Origin of the sequence: Paenibacillus marchantiae, from assembly GCF_028771845.1 — a bacterium.
Lineage (GTDB): Bacteria > Bacillota > Bacilli > Paenibacillales > Paenibacillaceae > Paenibacillus > Paenibacillus marchantiae.
On the sequence record NZ_CP118270.1, the window covers coordinates 2,242,908 to 2,259,713 of the forward strand.

Below are 16,806 nucleotides of genomic sequence, written 5' to 3' on the forward strand. Positions count from 1 at the left end.
AGAAAGCATTAACATACAGATATAGCAAGTTTAGAAGACAAGCTCCAAACGAAGTATAGAGAAATAGGAGGAAACCTACGATGACAAATACAACGAAGGCACCTGGAGAGACGAAAGTTGGCTTTATCGGTACAGGCGTTATGGGCAAAAGCATGGCAGGGCACATCCAGCAGGCAGGCTATCCGCTGCATGTCTATACGCGCACGGCCGCCAAAGCGGAAGCGTTGGTGAAGGAAGGTGCCGTATGGCATGACACACCAGGCAAACTGGCAGCCGAGTGTGATGTCATCATCACGATGGTGGGGTATCCGAAGGATGTCGAGGAGATTTATCTTGGTGAGGATGGTCTCGTGGCAAACGCCAAACTGGGCTCGTACCTGATTGATATGACCACATCCAGTCCACTGCTGGCTGAACGGATCTATGAAGCCGCGGAGGCTAATGGACTGCATGCATTGGATGCACCGGTTTCCGGTGGGGATATCGGTGCACGGGATGCCAAACTGTCCATTATGGTAGGTGGTAGTACGGAGGCCTTTGAAGCGGTTCGTCCGTTGTTCGAGCAAATGGGCACCAATATTGTGCTGCAAGGCAAGGCCGGAGCAGGACAGCATACCAAAATGTGCAACCAGATCGCCATTGCTTCAGGCATGATGGGTGTTTGCGAGGCACTCGCTTATGCCAAGACATCCGGTCTGGACGCGGAGAATGTGCTGAAAAGCATCGCTACCGGTGCAGCCGGAAGCTGGTCGCTTAGCAATCTCGGTCCGCGCATGATCGCAGGCGATTATAAGCCTGGATTCTATGTGAAACATTTTATCAAAGACATGGGTATCGCTCTCGAATCTGCCAAAGCCATGGGTATGAAGACGCCAGGGCTGGCCTTGGCTGAATCCTTGTATCAGGAAATATCCAGCAACGGTCTGGATGAGAAGGGTACACAGGTGCTTTACACATATTATTTACAGGCTTAATCCTCACAACCAAGACAACAGCGTGTTCTTTTTCTTCAATAGAAAGGAATACGCTGTTTTTATAAAAATTCTCCTTCCCGTATGCGTCTAAAGTCACAGTATTGGTTAAATATTGGTATATACTTTAGTTGAACAATGGATTTTTGGTCCTCTTCCCTTTATTTTTGCCCCTCTTTATCCGACATAAGTAATAGAAGTATACATAATGGATGTGCGAAACCCACACTACATAGAACGGAGCTTGCCCATGTTCAAAAAAATCCTGTCTCTGTTCAAGTCACAGCCAGAGCTCGCGAACCAGATCACAGCTTCCGCTTCATCTTTACCGTCAACGGCCCCCATTCCCACGCGTATGGTCCGCAGTAGACGCAAAAAAACGAAATCAGATGGAGATTGGACCCGTCAGCCAGAGGAACCAAGCACTGCCCAGCAGCTGCATGCTCTTCCGGGTGAATACAAAGTGCTGAACGACTTGCTTGTTGCCAATACCAAGTCCCGCTCGGGTTACTCATCGATTGATCATGTCGTCATCGGTCCGCGGGGAATATTCGTGATTGAGACACGAAACCTGACGACGGGTGAGATTCGTGGCGGCCGAAGAGAGGCCAACTGGACAGTCAGCAGCAGCCGAATCAAGATGTACAACCCATTGATGCAACACCGAGGGCATGTGGAGGCCATTCAGGCACACCTCGGCGATTATAAAAGGGTTCGTCTCGTCTCCATGGTGACCTTCACCAATCGCTGCCGGATCAGTGTTGATCCCGCTGTGAGATATGTCAATTCGGATGAACTGATTATCTATGATCATGAATTGGTGGAGACCATTCTGCGCAAAACGGAAAGGCTTGAGACCGAAGTCCCCGAAACGTTGTATAAAGAACAGGATATTCAGGCGATCTACAACATGCTGTCCGCAGTCAATTCCACGGATCCCCAGATTCGGGCTGATCATATGGAGAAGGCGAAAGGCATTAAATAAGAGGAATCTGAATCTGTGGCAACATCCATGCGCGATGAATTGAAACGAATAATGCAACATAGCCAGTCAGACTTATCAACACGGTTGTCCTTCATGGATGACCGTGTTTTTTTGTTCTCTCCGTAAGTGAGAATAGGACAGGCAGAAATGTAGCATGAGCATGAGCATGCAGGCACATTGTCTTATACACCCAGTATTTAACTTATGATAAAATAAAGACCAGATTTCATAGTGATCTATCTATGTTATCCGAAAGGATATTTATGGAGTGAACTGTTCATGGATTGAAGTAGAGGTGGATGTAATACAGGTACATACAGAAGATAAGGGGAAGATTATACGATATGAGATGGAATCATAGAATCAAAATGTTTACGGCCATTTTCAGCTTGGTTGCCGTTCTGACCGCATGTGGCGGTGGGGCGAAGGAAGCAACAACGAAGGAGCCATTCCAGGATGCTGGTACAGTAGCAACAGCGACCAATAGCTCGGACACATCGACGGCTGACTCGTCGGCTGCAGATACGAATGCTGAAGACTCTGCGGACACCTCCTCAACTTCCGATACAACAGGGGCTTCATCTGAAGAAGGCAAGATCGGAGTGGACTCTACACTGGAGGAATTGAAGCAGAAGTATGCGGACAAGCTTGGCTATATCCGTGTGCCGCTTAATGATCATCCGGTACGCAGGGTAAGTGAAGAAGGCTCCAAAAATATTAATATCGCCAACTATAGTGATGCGGTAGTGAATATGAACACAGGTATTCCAATCCATTCCGATTCACAGCGTTTGATCGATGATGCCTTTCCTTTTTTCACAACCGTTCAGGCACCAGAAGTGTCCTATGTATCATGGGAAGAAGCAACCAATCTGGAGCGTGCCATGGTAAAGACGTTGTTTATCTCTCGTCAGGCGCTGCTACTTACGGAGGATGCCATGAAGAACAAGGATTACACCAGTCAGTCCTTTACGGACTCGATGGAATTTTTCAAGAATGCAGCGGAGTTCGACTCCATGGCACCTGTCGCGCAGCATACGTATGACATCACTTTAACGAAACTTTACGATAAAGCCCGCGAGTCGTGGGCCAAACTGGCTGCAATAGATCCGGAACAGGACGAAGCTGCATTTGCCGAGAAGTATACGGAAGCCAGAACAGAAGCGAATAACGTGATGGGGCTGCTAAACATTTTGCTGTCCACCAATGAAGAAGAACGTTTGGAACAGACGTACGGCAAATAAATGTGATCTGTCGTTGTAAGAGTAAGTTTGCTGTAACTGGAACATTTCAATCGAAAACAAAATCATCGCACCTGGGCAGTCTGCCCAGGTTTTTTTGTTGCAGATGCATGTTCTCTCACCGCCTATTTCAGGTTAATAATCAGAAGGAAAGAAGATATTAGCGATTTGAAGGTTCAAAATGCGATATAATAAGCGTATTGGATACGTGAAATTTTACATAGAGTTATGGAAAGAGACTAACGGAGCTGGCTGCGTGAACATACCAAATCGTCACGAAGATTAAACGCTCTGGGCCGGAGGAATGGTTATGATCAAGCTGTTGTACTACTTGAAGAAGTATCGAGTCGCCGCCATCGCAGCACTGGTCATGATGCTGATTGAATTGACGGTTGAATTGGCTCAACCCTATTTGATCTCGAAGATCATTGATAACGGTATCCAGCAAGGAGATCTGTCAGTGGTTTGGCTATGGGGTGGGGTGCTTGTGGGCAGTGCCGTCGTGGCGTTTGTCGCGGGTATTGCGAGTTCTTTTTTTGCGTCACATGCGAGTCTCGGCTTCGGTTACGATCTGCGGGAGAAGCTGTATGATAAAGTGCAAGCGTTCTCTTATGCGGTGTTTAACCGTTTTGCCACATCATCCCTGATTACCCGATTGACCGGGGACGTTACACAGGTGCAGGATACGGTGTTTATGAGTCTGCGATTCATGACACGTGTGCCGCTGGTGGTGATTGGGAGCATGATTATGGCGGTTGTGGTAAATCCGAAGCTGGGTCTGCTGCTCGTTGTGATGGTGCCTGTGCTGCTCGTGTTTGTCATCTGGATGATCAAAAAGGCAGCGCTGCTGTTCCGCAATGTGCAGCGCAGACTGGATGCCGTCAACGGAGTCATCCAGGAAAATCTGGCAGGCATTCGGCTAATCCGTGTCTTCGTCCGGATGGGCCACGAGATTGAACGCTTTGCCGGATATAGCGGCAAGCTGATGAAGGGCACGATCTCCGCGCTGCGCTTGACGGAGACGACGATGCCATTCATGCTGCTCATGATGAATGGTTGTATCATCGCCGTACTATGGTTTGGACGACGTGACATCACTACCGGAAGTGCAACCGTGGGTGAAGTCGTCGCAGTTATTAACTATCTGCTTCGCACCATTGGCGCCATGTCTGCACTGTCCTGGATTCTGGTTACCTTCTCCAGAGCGAGTGCTTCGGCACAGCGGCTTAACGAAGTTTTTGACACGGAGGAAGTTTCGGAATCAGCACAAACATTGAATACAGATCGTTCTGCACAAGCTATGAAAGGGAATCCTGTTATCCAGGGTGCAGTTGATTTTCAGGGTGTAGGATTCAGCTATCCAGGCAGTGAAATTACCGTGCTGGAAGACATTACGTTCTCAGCCAAACGAGGCGAGCGTATCGCCATCATGGGAGCGACAGGCTCTGGTAAATCCTCACTGGTACAGCTCATTCCAAGGCTTTATACCGAAGATCAAGGCGAGGTTCGTATAGATGGTAACGATGCAGAACGGTTGGACATTTCCACATTGCGCGGAGCTATTGGTTATGTGCCGCAGGAAGTGGTCCTCTTTACCGGATCAGTACGCGATAACATCGCCTGGGGCCGGGAGGACGCAACGCTCGAAGAGATTAAGGAAGCAGCGCGGCGTGCCCAGATACACGAGACCATTGAGAACCTGCCGAATGGCTATGATACACAGCTAGGTCAGCGGGGAGTCAATCTGTCAGGTGGACAGAAACAGCGGCTCTCGATTGCTCGTGCATTGATTCGTCGTCCAAGCATCTTGATTCTGGATGACAGTACAAGTGCTCTTGATGTCGCCACGGAAGCAAGGCTGCTGGGTGCACTGGAAGAGTTATCGTGTACAACGTTTATTATCACGCAGAAGATCAGTTCAACCACCTCTGCCGATCTGATTCTGTTGTTGGACGATGGGCGTCTGATTGGACAGGGGAAACATGAGGATCTGATGGATTCATCTGAATTGTATCGCCGAATCTATGAATCACAATACGGGGAGGGTACACCACATGTTCAAAGCATTCATTGAACCTTTCCGTCAGCCCCCACCGCCGATTGATCCCGAGACGCTGAAGGCAGGTGGAGGTCGTAAGCCGAAGGCACGGGCGAAGAACTGGTCCGGTACGTTAGGCCGGATCTGGGCGTATCTGGCCCGTCGCAAGGTCAAGCTGACGATGGTGCTGTTGATGGTATTTGCCAGTTCCGCGCTCGCTTTGCTTGGACCTTATATGGTCGGTGTAGCTGTGGATAAATTCATTGATGGAGAAGCAACGAGTTCCAGCTGGACGACATTTTTATTGGGCCTGTTGGCAGTCTATGTTCTCTTCTCCTTGTCGTCATGGCTTCAAAATATCTGGATGATTGAAATTGCACAGGAGACCGTATTCCGCATGCGGTATGATCTGTTCTCCCATCTGCACAAATTGCCGATTCCATTCTTCGGTAAGCGTCAGCAGGGGGAGATCATGAGCCGGGTTACCAACGACATTGAGAATGTCAGCGGTACGCTGAACAGCTCGGCCATCCAGATTTTCTCCAGTGTGTTAACTCTGATCGGAACGTTTGGCGTGATGCTCTGGTTAAGTCCGCTGCTGACCTTGCTTACATTTATCGTGGTACCGCTGATGGCCATTGGCATGCGCTGGATTACGCGTAGAACCGGGCCGTTGTTCAAACAACGTCAGCGTAATCTCGGCGAACTTAATGGGTACATTGAGGAAACATTGTCCGGACAGAAGATTATCAAGGCTTTCTCGCAGGAAGAGCGGGTCATTCGCGGTTTTGAGGAACGAAATACGAAGATCCGGTTGTCCGGTTTCTGGGCGCAGACCATCTCCGGTTTTATTCCAAAGCTGATGAATGGCCTGAACAACCTGAGCTTTGCGATTGTCGCAGGCATCGGCGGGATCTTGGCGATTCAAGGTTCCGTTACAGTCGGCGTGATTATCATCTTCGTAGAATATGCCCGTCAGTTTACCCGTCCGCTCAACGATCTGGCCAACCAGTGGAATACGTTGCTGTCTGCGATTGCCGGGGCAGAGCGCGTGTTCGAGGTGCTGGATGAGGATGAGGAAGCGAAGGATGAAGGCGCAGCAGTATCCCTTGAAAAGGTGGAGGGAGCCGTTCGCTTCGACAAGGTATCCTTTGGATATGATGAAGGACGCAATATTTTGCATGAAATTAACTTTGAAGCAAAGCCGGGCGAGATGATTGCTCTTGTAGGTCCGACCGGGGCAGGGAAAACAACTCTGATTCAGCTGTTATCTCGCTTCTATGATCCTACAGCAGGTACGCTAACGGTGGATGGACGTGATATTACGACCATTCGGCGCGAGAATTTGCGCTCACATATGGCATTTGTTCTTCAAGATTCATTCCTGTTCCAGGGTACGATCCGGGAAAATATCCGTTTCGGCCGCCTGGATGCGACCGATGAAGAGGTGGAAGCTGCTTCGAGGCTGGCGAATGCCCATTCGTTCATCATACGGATGAAGGACGGATACGACAAAGTGCTTCAGGCCGACGGAAGTGGCATCAGTCAGGGACAGAAGCAGCTGCTTGCGATTGCCCGGGCAATTCTGGCCGATCCGTCCATCCTTGTATTGGACGAGGCGACCAGCAGTATCGATACCGTCACGGAGATCAAGATCCAGGAAGGGTTGCAGCGCCTGATGCAAGGCCGTACCAGCTTTGTCATCGCCCACAGGCTGAATACAATTCGCCAAGCTGATCGTATTCTTGTCCTGAAGGATGGTCAGCTCCTGGAGCAAGGTTCGCATGACGCATTGCTGGAACAAGGCGGCTTCTACAGCGAACTGTATTACAGTCAGCTGCGGAACAAGGCACAGTAGTAAAAAAGAGGAATTACCTGAATCTTAAGCAGCCATAGCTGCATCAAGTAATCACAATAAAAAAAAGAAATGCTCTTAATCGACGACTTGTTCCCAGATCTCTATCGGGGAAAGGTCGTCGTTTTTTGAGAGCATTTCTCTTTGTATAACATGGTCCATAATTTGGTTTAGTGTTCTTTCCAGATTCTGAGGCTTCTCCTCAGGAATGTGAGATGTAATGTATCTATAAATTTTTTTGAAAAAAATCAATAATTCAACAGGTGTTGTATCGCAATATATAGAATAACAAGATTATAAAAAAAGGTATTAAAACGGGAAATTATAATATCTCAATGAATTAAGGGGCTGATAAAACTATGGTTAATAGTAAAGTGAAGAAGATAAGTCTGTTTGGTGCAATTTCTGTTACGTTAACCATGATTTTTGTTTGTTCGTATCAAGTTTATCAAAATGTTGAAACGGTACATAATTATTTTTCTCCTAAAACGACTTCAATTCTCGCTCTTAATGTAGAAAATGAAGAATGGAACAGTGTTAAATTTAATGGGAATGACTCTGTTAAATTTGATACTGTATTCTGGGATAAAACAATCATTAATGATGCAAACAGTGCGGGTAACATACGGATGAGAGTTAAAGATGAAAAGGGTAATATTGTAATAGCTGAGTTCGAAGTGTTTCCAGGAACAAGTACAAGCTTAAAGGATTTAAATAAGGATCAGCAGTACTACTTCGAGGTAAAAGCTGAAAATGGTCAATTTATCATTAATTTAATATAAGAAGAGGGACTCGGAAAAAAATCTGAGTCTCTCTTCTTTAGCATAATTAGAAAAGGTTTCAAATTATATACCTTCCTGGTCCCAAAAATTCAGAGTTTCAACGTTATGTCCATACAAAGCAGGAATGAGAGCATAGTGCCCTCATTCCTGCTCTTTTTTTTCACTAGTCGAAGCAACCTGAGATTACTTCGTTACACTGCTCAGTTTGAACGAGCCGTCGGTCAATTTATTTGTATTGGCAAAGTCTACACCAGGTTTATTCGTTTCCGGGTCAATGATCGCAATTGCGATATCATAGGTTCCGGCAGCAAGACTGGAGACCGGAATGGAATCGGTCAGGGTGTAGGTACCCGTTTTCCACGTGGTCAGATTAACGGTTGTTGTTTTCTTGGCGACCACGGTATTGCCGCTGCGCAGTTGAATTTCAACCGGCCAGGCAAACGGGAAGTGCTGTACGCCTTTATTCTCCACTTTAATGGTTGTTGTAAATGTGCTTCCGCTAATGGTGGATGGATGCGAAATCTCCTTCACCACAAAATGATATCCCATTCGTTTCTTGAGTGCATCGATATTGGCCTGTAAGGCATGATTCAGAGGAAGCGAGGCAGGGGAATTTGGTCCCAGCCAGCTTGGTTTACTTAGCTCCGTTTGACGCAACGTTTCCGTAAATCCGCTACCGGTAGTTAATGCTGCAAGCATGCCGGAAGCTCCCCCGTAAAATTCGCCGCCTGAGATACGTGTCTCCCAGAAGTTCGCATGTGCAGGCTGCTGTTGACCAATGTCATCCCAATAGCCATTCTGGGTGCCTGTGTACCAGCCCCAATCCGCATCGAAGCTGTCTTTATGTCCAAACACATCGTTGAACATGCCCATGACCATGCCTTTATTATTGGTTTTGGCGAGGGCGATACTGCGCCGGATCAGAACCTGCATTTTGTCCTCTTTGCCAGCAAAGGCATCAATATAATGCTGAACGTATTTGTTCGAGATGTCATTGGTAGGGAAAGCGCCTGTGTAATTGGTTTCACCATTTGGTCCGACATAAGGCCATGTATGGAACTCGCCCCAGTGCCCGAGTGAACCGATCTGGACAAAAGCGACCGGACGATCATTGGTGTTGTATCTTGCCGCAATGGCTTCGATGGCTAATTTGTGCCGTTCTTGCAGATAGGTGGAGTTGTAGTTGGGAGAGAAGCCCATGTTGTTCCCAGTACCCATGCCTCCGGTTGTATCGTTGTATACGGTTCCGGGTGATTCTCCGCGGGCAATCATGTCATTGTAGAGCCAGTCGGGAATATCTCTGTGAGCCTGTCCTGTTGGGCTGTCCAGAATGAAGCGGAACACCACTTTGACGCCTTTACTTTTCCAGTAGGCAAAATTGTTGGCGGCTTCAATCGCACTAAAATCAAATGTGCCTTTGGTGGACTCAAGCTCCTTCCAAGTCACTCCGGCATATACGAGCCTGTGTGGCTGTGCATAAGTTGTACTCTTGGCCGAAGGCGCCCAGCCTTTGAATGGATTGTTGAGTGGGCTGTCCAGCTCTACGGGATTCACCACGGTATTGTTCCCCGTACCACCACCTGATCCAGCCGAGGTCAGAAGGTAAGCTGGCAGTGTTTGTCCAGACGCGGGCAATCTCGATGTATCCGAGCTGTTGTCGATATACCCGACTCGCACTGTGCTGCCTGCACTGATTTGCAGTGTGGCGAGAGGAATAGCGATCTCAATGACGGTGGAGCTGCGGTAGAATTGGGAGCTGGTCAACGTGCTGTTGAAGTTCCAGACCCAGTCGGTTCCGCTGCCGCCATAGCGATATAAACCCGTATTTTCAAGCAGCCACTCCACACCTGTAACTCCCCAGCCCGCAGCCTGGTAACCGGTTGAAGTATTGTTATCGGTGTTGATCCAGAAGTTGCCCATCGTTGTACTCAGGCCTGAGCCTTGAATAAGCAGATAGAGCTTAGTTCCATCATTGGTTACTTTGAGCGTCTGGGCAGTGCCGCTATTGGTGGTGAGAGCACTAACGCTGCTCCAGTCGCTGACGTTGCCATCAATGGTGATGGTTGCAGCAGAGGCTTTGGGTAAGGCTGCTGCAGGCAATAGCAGGGTAATCATGAGGACAAAAGCCAAAAACAATCCAAAGCTCCGCTTGCTTCTATCAAATAATCTTGTCATGGTATACCTCCTGAATAATGGATTTTGAATGATGACTCGTTCTGCCCACCCCGAATTTCGTTATGAGAGGAGAGTTAGGAGAGCTCAACTCCTTTCTGATCCACATGAAGTAGCGGAATAGTAACGTTTTATGTAAGAGTCATGGTAGTAATCGGGAAATAAACAACTAAAAAGGTGTGAATTTGGTTTGCGGCAAATATAAAATGTGTTTTTGGTTCTTGGATTCCGTGTCTAAATTGCATTATAGGGGATGAATACAGGAGATTCAATAGATATTTTTCCAGGATTTATTGTGTTTTCTATTGAGAATAGGCGTGTTTCATTGAATTTTGAACATGAGTATTCATAACTTGAATAAAATATTTGCCGCAAATAAAAATGAATTAAAATTAAAGTATATGATAATATAACAAAAATGTAAACGCTTAATTTATGATGAATAAAGAGTTATACTGTTTAGTAGTATATAAAATACAGCGCAAATATTTTGCCGCAAAATTATTTAAAATTTAGCCAAAATCAATTGACAAGGAATAAAAACTATTTTACTATCGTTACATAGTCACCGTCCTGTTAGATTTATTAACATCGAATTGGCTTCATGGCATTTGCCGCAAATTTACGAGCAACGGAGAGTGTAAGCATGGGGAAGATAAAAATGGCTTTTATCGGTGTAGGAGACATGGGGTCACATCATTGCATTGGTTTTGATTTGCTCGAGGAGACTGAGGTTCGTTATATCTGTGATATGAATGAAGCCAATGTGGCACGTACGCTGGCTGAACTCAAGAATAGCAACCCCACCATAGTTAGCGATTATCGTGAACTGCTTGCTAAGGAAGATTTGGATGCGGTGGTTATCAGTGTTCCGAACTATTTGCATCGCGAAGTGGCAGTCGCTTTTCTGGAAGCTGGTAAGCATGTATTTCTGGAGAAACCGGTTGCCCATACCATTGAGGACTGTGATGCCATTATAGAAGCGGCGGAAGCCTCGGGACGGGTATTGCAGATCGGATTGGTTTATCGATATTCGAATCTGTATCGCCGAATGGAGAAGGAATTGGAGAATGGACGTCTTGGTGACGTGAAATTGATGTGGTGCAAGGAATTCCGTGACCCGTTCCCGCCTGCGGATTGGTTCTATGACAAGACCAAGTCTGGGGGAGCGATTGTAGAGAAGGATTGTCATCACTTCGATATTTTCAACTGGATGATCCAGGCGAAGCCTGTCCGCGTGTTTGCCTCTGGAGGCCAGCATGTCATGAAGCAAGGAGAGCCCAATCGGATTCAGAATTCATACAGTCACTATCCGACGAAAGAAATTTCGGATACCTCCATCGTCGACCATGCATTTATCACCATTGATTATGATAACGGCAGTAAGGCCAATCTGGGCTTGTGCATGTATTTGAAACCGCGCAATCTGATGGGAGAAGGGCTTGAGATTGGCCTGATCGGAGAGAACGGTGGCCAGATGGTTGCCCGTAATGACAAGACGATTGACATCGTTGGCGGGCAGGACTGGACGAAGGACCATCTGGAGATTGATGTGACCTCGGATTCCATTATGGGTGGACACACGGGTGGACAGACCCAACGCATTGATTTTCTGAAATGTGTAAAGGAAGGCAGAAAGCCTTTTGCTAGTGCGCAGGTTGGTCGTAACGCGTTGCTTATTGCCCTGGCGGCAGAGAAATCCATTTTGGAAGAACGGTACGTCTATTTAGAAGAAATTTCAGGCTGAGGGGTGTCATCATGAACAGGTTGAGAAAATATGACACACTGCTGTTTTTTCTCTTCATTTTGCCTTGGATTATCGGATTTATCACCTTTTTCCTATTTCCTTTTGGGACTTCGGTTTTCTACGCCTTTACGGATGCGAGACTTCCGGGAGCGACCAACTTCAACTTTGTCGGCATTGATAATTTTACGCACATGATGGATGATCCCATCTTCTTGAAAAGTTTGATGAACACGATGTTTTTCGTTGTATTCGGTGTTCCGATCGTAACGGCAGGTATGCTGGGTCTGGCGATGCTGCTTAATTTCAATGTCAAAGGTATTGCCTTGTTCCGCACTTTCTTCTATTTACCGACCCTAGTGCCCATTGTGGCAACAGTTATTATCTGGCGGCTGGTGTTCAACTCCGAATTCGGCATCCTGAACGCCGGACTTGGCGCGCTGGGTATAGGCAAAGTGGACTGGATTGGCGGGGAGCATACGATCAAGCCGATCATCATCATGCTTCAAGTCTGGATCTCGGGCAGTGGGGTTCTGATCTTCCTGGCTGCACTGAAAAATGTACCCAGACATTTGTATGAAGCTGCTGCCATTGACGGTGCAAGCGGGATTCGCCGATTTTTCCAGATTACACTGCCGATGATCAGTCCTTCCATCCTGTTTGTCATCATTATTCAGACGATGTATAACTTTCAGATGTTTACGGAAGCGCTGCTGCTATCTAAGGGTGGTCCGAACTACTCTGCTTATACGTTTGTCTACAATATTTACAAGTCGGCCTTTACCGATCTGAAATTCAGTATGGCGATGACGCAGTCGATTTTCCTGTTCGCCGTGATCTCGCTTGTCACCCTGATCCTGATGAAAGTATCAAACCGCTTTGTGTATTACGAGGGAGAACGATAGGAGGAGAGTTACATGAACAGCCGAAAAATAGCGGTAAAAGCGTCCCAATATACCATGCTGATTGTAGCATTAATGCTGTTCGCAGGGCCTCTTGTATGGATGCTCTCGACCATGCTGAAAACCAAAGCGGAAACCTACAAGGTACCTCCAACCGTCCTGCCAGACACATTCAGTCTGGAAGCCTTTGAACGGTTGTTCGCTGTGCAGCCGATGATGTGGCAGTGGATTCAGAACTCATTTATCATTTCCTTTTTTGTTGCGGCGGGAGCGGTGGTGTCCAGTTCACTTGTCGCTTACGGTTTCTCCCGTTTTGCAACCAAGTATCGGAATATTCTGTTCCCGGTTGTACTTGTTACCTTAATGATCCCTCCATCCATTATGATGATTCCCTCGTACGTTCTTTTTTCCAAACTGAACTGGATTGATACCTGGTTGCCTCTCATTGTGCCAGCCTGGCTCGGAGGCGCCTATTATATCTTCCTGTTCCGACAGTTTTTCATGACCATTCCCCAGGAGCTGGACGAGGCTACATATCTGGACGGCGGCAATCGCTGGACGGTATATGCACGAGTCATTATGCCGCTGTCCAAACCGATTATTATGACGACCATTATTTTTGCCTTCGTGAACTCTTGGCTCGATTTTCTGGGGCCGTTCCTGTATATCAAAAACCCAGAAATGTTCACGCTGAGTGTGGGCTTGCAGCTGCTGATTGGTCAGACGAGCCAGGATTTGCCGGCGCTTGCTGCGGGTGCATTTATCAGTATTGTACCTATCGGTCTGCTGTATCTGTTTGCACAACGTTATATCGTCGAGGGGGTGGTGCTTACGGGCACCAAAGGGTAGAGTGGCTGCCTGCTTTCCGGTTTTCAGGTGAACAGGACTTATTGATATGACTTAAAGGGGAGCTGTGTATATGAGAGCGAAGAGTAAACGGCTATTCAATGTTTGGGCACTTGTACTTGCTACAATGGTGGTGATCAGTGGATGTGGAAACGGGGGATCGTCCGAAAACGCCGACTCTTCTGGTTCCGGCGGCAGCCAGAGTGAACCTGTAACAATCACATACTCCCAGTGGGGGACGGCAGAAGAGCTTCATCGTACACAGGAACTGTTGGATCAGTTCATGAAGGCCAATACCGATATTAAGGTCAAACTCGAAGGCAAGGATTGGGGCAGCTACTGGGACGGACTGACAGCGAATGCAGCAGGGGGCACACTTCCGGACGTGTTCAAAACGAGTTATGCATACGTGGAGAAATACGCCGAGCTGGGCATTTTCAAGGAATTGGACGGCTTGCTCGCGGAAAATCAGTTTGATCTGAACAATGTGGACAAAAGTCTGCTCGGTCTTCACCAATATCAGGGCAAACAAGTATCCTTGCCTATCGATGCCAACGTCATCGTATGGTATTACAACAAAGCGATCTTTGAGAATGAAGCCACGAACCCTCATAAAGCTCCCGTTCCATCGCTTGAGCCAACGTGGGATGAAATTACCGACATTGCAACCAAGCTGACGCTGGATAAGAACGGGAAAAGCGCAGATGAAGCGGGTTTTGACGCCGGAAACATTGTGCAGTGGGGCTTGTCCATTTCACCAGGGTCAACGATGGATTGGTTTCTGGAGCCAGAGCTGTGGTCCAACGGAGCGAAGCTGGTGAATGACGATGGTTCCCTTGCGCTTGAGACACCTGAAGCGATGGAAGTGCTAAACTATTTTATCGATATGACCAAAAACAAAAAGATTAACACCACACCTGCACAGATTGAAGGTTTAGGTGGACAGGTGAATCTTGCGATCACTACATCCAAAGTAGCGATGAATCCGGGTGGCAGCTGGAATACAACCAACTACCAGGAGGCGGGCGTGGATTACGGTATCTCCTATCTGCCGAAATTCAAAACCAACCAAACCGTTGTTCAGCCAGCAGGTCTTGCAATCAGCTCCAATACAAAGCATGAAGAGGCAGCTTACAAGCTGCTGGCTTGGCTAGCAGGTCCGGAAGGACAGACAGAACTGGCGAAGCAGGGATACTCGATTCCGGCCAACAAGGCGGCAGCAGATGCTTATATTGCTACTGTTGGCGAAGATAATAAAATCTTCCTGGATGCGCAGCAGTATGGCATTGTATCTCCCTTTACAACCAAGAAAACCGATCTGGTCTGGACGTATGGTGAGCAATCACTCAAACTTCCACTTGCCGGAGATGGTGATCTGAACGCAGCGCTTAAGGATTTGGCCTCCAAGATGCAATAAGCAGATAAAGAGGTGGCAAAGCTTCATACGTTTTCTTAAAAAGAATTAAAATTGCGGCAGTTATGGGGGACAGCAAGCTCCCTGACTGCCGCTATTATTTTATAAAAGACTGTGCCTGTGCACCATTTCATTGACTTCTGTCCAGTAGAAATATAGAATTATATTTGCCGCAAATTTGTGTTTGCAGAGATGAAATTGCCCCAATACGAATGGGGTTTAAATACATAGGTTGAGGAAAGGTGGGGGACTTCACATGGCAAAATTGAAGGATATTGCAGACCGCGTTGGTGTATCGATCTCTACCGTTTCACGTGTGATGAAGAACGATGTCAATCGATCAGTCAGCGATGAAACCCGCAAAAAAATATGGGACACCGCTGAGGAACTGGGCTATCGTTCACAGCGTCCGGCCAAGAAGAAGAAGGTCCAGCCCAAAACGGCATATGCGATCGGCTGTGTGGTGGCTATTCCCCAAAATAAATACAACAGTCCTTATTTTTCAGTCATTATGGAAGGGATTGAGAAGCAGCTTGCTGAAGCAGGCATGCGCCTGGAATTTGTGTATAGCATCGAAAACGATGGGGATATCGTGCAGTTGCAGTCTCTGGTGAAGGAACATCAGATTGATGGCATGATTGTGGTGGAACGGATTGATCCGGAAGCCTATCGCTGGCTTAAGACCAATGTAAGGACTGTTGTGGGTGTGGATATTACGGACCCGGACATTCCGGTCGTCGGTTATGATCGTGAAGAGGCTGCGAGGGAGGCAACGAATCATCTGATTGCCCAAGGTCATCGGATCATTGCCTACATTGGTGGAGCAGAATTCAAGAATGACTTTCTGGAGGAAAAACGGTTTCTTGGTTATCGGCGTGCCATGACTGATGCGGGATTACCTATTGATCATGATTGGGTGATCGATGTGAAATGGGATGTTTCGCTGAGTTATGAATTGACCAAGCAGGCATTTACCAACAATGCGAACAGACCTACAGCCATCTTTGCAGCCAGTGATATGATGGCGATTGCGGCCATGCGTGCTGCAACCGAACAGGGGCTCCGCATTCCGGAGGATATCGCCTTTTTTGGGGTAGATAATATTGAAATATCCGAATTTACTTCTCCCCCGTTGTCGACCATTCATGTACCCAAGCTGGAGATGGGTATGTTCGCGGTTAAACAGCTGCTCGATTATCTGGATCATCCATATGAAGTGGCTGTCAAAATGATCGTCCCGTACCGCTGCATATTCCGCCAGTCTTCCAATGGCAAAATAGAGTAGCTTTCAACCAAAGAGTTCCCTTGTCCAGTTTTGGGCGGAGGGAACTTTTTGGTTGAAAATTAATCGTAGATCACATTTTTCCCTTCTTCACTTAATTTTTTTAAAGATGTAAGCATATGATTTATCTCTTCATCGGAGTGTCTCTCCCATAAAGCTAATTCAGCTACTATTTTTAGAGGTGATTTAGATCTGTATGAGCGTGTTGGGTTGCCGGGAAATTTTTTATCAGTCAAGTTAGGATCATTTTCAAAATCTCCTAATGGTTCTACAATGTAGATTCTTTCTTTGGCATTCGTTTTGGCTAATTCAGCACCCCACTTGGCAGCATTTAATGTTCCCGTAAAGTAAATATGGTTAGATTTTTTATCTTGGTAATTGGATAAGTATTGCGGTTCTAATAAATCTCCAATGTTCAGTTCTGCTTTAGTACCATGAAAAAAGGGTCCATTATCTAAGACATTTTTTTGGTCATCCATACTGATGCACCTCTTTTTTTAGATTTGTATTAAGCAGTATAGTGTAGGAATCGCCAAAAAAACAGTCTATAAAAAACATAAAAATAAAGGTATAA

General features: G+C 46.9%; 13 protein-coding genes. 11 read left to right on the forward strand and 2 right to left on the reverse strand.

Annotated elements, in window-relative coordinates; all coding sequences use genetic code 11:
• Positions 1–80 precede the first annotated feature (80 nt).
• The 6 genes from PTQ21_RS10195 to PTQ21_RS10220 all read left to right on the forward strand — a co-directional run bounded on the left by PTQ21_RS10195 (position 81) and on the right by PTQ21_RS10220 (position 7,872).
• Positions 81–974 carry an NAD(P)-dependent oxidoreductase gene (locus PTQ21_RS10195; RefSeq protein ID WP_269053487.1) on the forward strand — a complete coding sequence of 298 codons (894 nt, stop codon included), beginning with the start codon at positions 81–83 and terminating at the stop codon, positions 972–974.
• 247 nt (positions 975–1,221) lie between these two features.
• The gene (locus PTQ21_RS10200) at positions 1,222–1,956 is read left to right on the forward strand and encodes a nuclease-related domain-containing protein (protein WP_063565963.1); all 735 of its coding nucleotides are present in this window, start codon (positions 1,222–1,224) and stop codon (positions 1,954–1,956) included.
• Between the two features lie 368 nt (positions 1,957–2,324).
• Positions 2,325–3,200, forward strand: coding sequence for a hypothetical protein (locus PTQ21_RS10205; protein WP_274569741.1), 876 nt, complete (start codon positions 2,325–2,327; stop codon positions 3,198–3,200).
• A 307-nt stretch (positions 3,201–3,507) separates the two neighbouring features.
• Entirely contained in the window at positions 3,508–5,271 is a 1,764-nt protein-coding gene (locus PTQ21_RS10210; RefSeq protein WP_274569742.1) for an ABC transporter ATP-binding protein, read from the forward strand.
• On the forward strand, positions 5,252–7,093 hold the full coding sequence (locus tag PTQ21_RS10215) for an ABC transporter ATP-binding protein (protein WP_269053490.1): 1,842 nt from the start codon (positions 5,252–5,254) through the stop codon (positions 7,091–7,093). Before PTQ21_RS10210 ends, PTQ21_RS10215 begins: the two co-directional genes overlap by 20 nt.
• Positions 7,094–7,449: 356 nt before the next feature.
• Entirely contained in the window at positions 7,450–7,872 is a 423-nt protein-coding gene (locus PTQ21_RS10220) for a hypothetical protein (protein ID WP_274569743.1), read from the forward strand.
• 183 nt (positions 7,873–8,055) lie between these two features.
• On the opposite strand, the gene PTQ21_RS10225 is transcribed toward PTQ21_RS10220, so the two are convergent.
• Positions 8,056–10,047 (reverse strand): DUF4832 domain-containing protein, encoded by a 1,992-nt coding sequence (locus PTQ21_RS10225; protein ID WP_274569744.1) that lies wholly within the window; start codon positions 10,045–10,047, stop codon positions 8,056–8,058.
• 643 nt (positions 10,048–10,690) lie between these two features.
• On the opposite strand from PTQ21_RS10225, the gene PTQ21_RS10230 reads away from it, so the two are divergent.
• The 5 genes from PTQ21_RS10230 to PTQ21_RS10250 all read left to right on the forward strand — a co-directional run bounded on the left by PTQ21_RS10230 (position 10,691) and on the right by PTQ21_RS10250 (position 16,235).
• A complete protein-coding gene (locus PTQ21_RS10230) occupies positions 10,691–11,791 on the forward strand; it encodes a Gfo/Idh/MocA family protein (RefSeq protein ID WP_274569745.1) in 1,101 nt (366 codons plus the stop codon).
• An 11-nt stretch (positions 11,792–11,802) separates the two neighbouring features.
• On the forward strand, positions 11,803–12,693 hold the full coding sequence (locus tag PTQ21_RS10235) for a carbohydrate ABC transporter permease (RefSeq protein ID WP_274569746.1): 891 nt from the start codon (positions 11,803–11,805) through the stop codon (positions 12,691–12,693).
• Positions 12,694–12,705: 12 nt separating this feature from the next.
• Positions 12,706–13,539 (forward strand): carbohydrate ABC transporter permease, encoded by an 834-nt coding sequence (locus tag PTQ21_RS10240; RefSeq protein ID WP_274569747.1) that lies wholly within the window; start codon positions 12,706–12,708, stop codon positions 13,537–13,539.
• 70 nt (positions 13,540–13,609) lie between these two features.
• Positions 13,610–14,953: an ABC transporter substrate-binding protein gene (locus tag PTQ21_RS10245; RefSeq protein WP_064640458.1), complete on the forward strand. Its 1,344-nt coding sequence runs from the start codon at positions 13,610–13,612 to the stop codon at positions 14,951–14,953.
• A gap of 253 nt (positions 14,954–15,206) precedes the next feature.
• Positions 15,207–16,235: a LacI family DNA-binding transcriptional regulator gene (locus tag PTQ21_RS10250; protein WP_063565955.1), complete on the forward strand. Its 1,029-nt coding sequence runs from the start codon at positions 15,207–15,209 to the stop codon at positions 16,233–16,235.
• Positions 16,236–16,294: 59 nt separating this feature from the next.
• Here the strand turns inward: PTQ21_RS10250 and arr are convergent, their stop codons facing one another.
• Positions 16,295–16,711, reverse strand: a complete 417-nt coding sequence (gene arr, locus PTQ21_RS10255) for an NAD(+)--rifampin ADP-ribosyltransferase (RefSeq protein ID WP_063565954.1) — start codon at positions 16,709–16,711, stop codon at positions 16,295–16,297.
• Positions 16,712–16,806 lie beyond the last annotated feature (95 nt).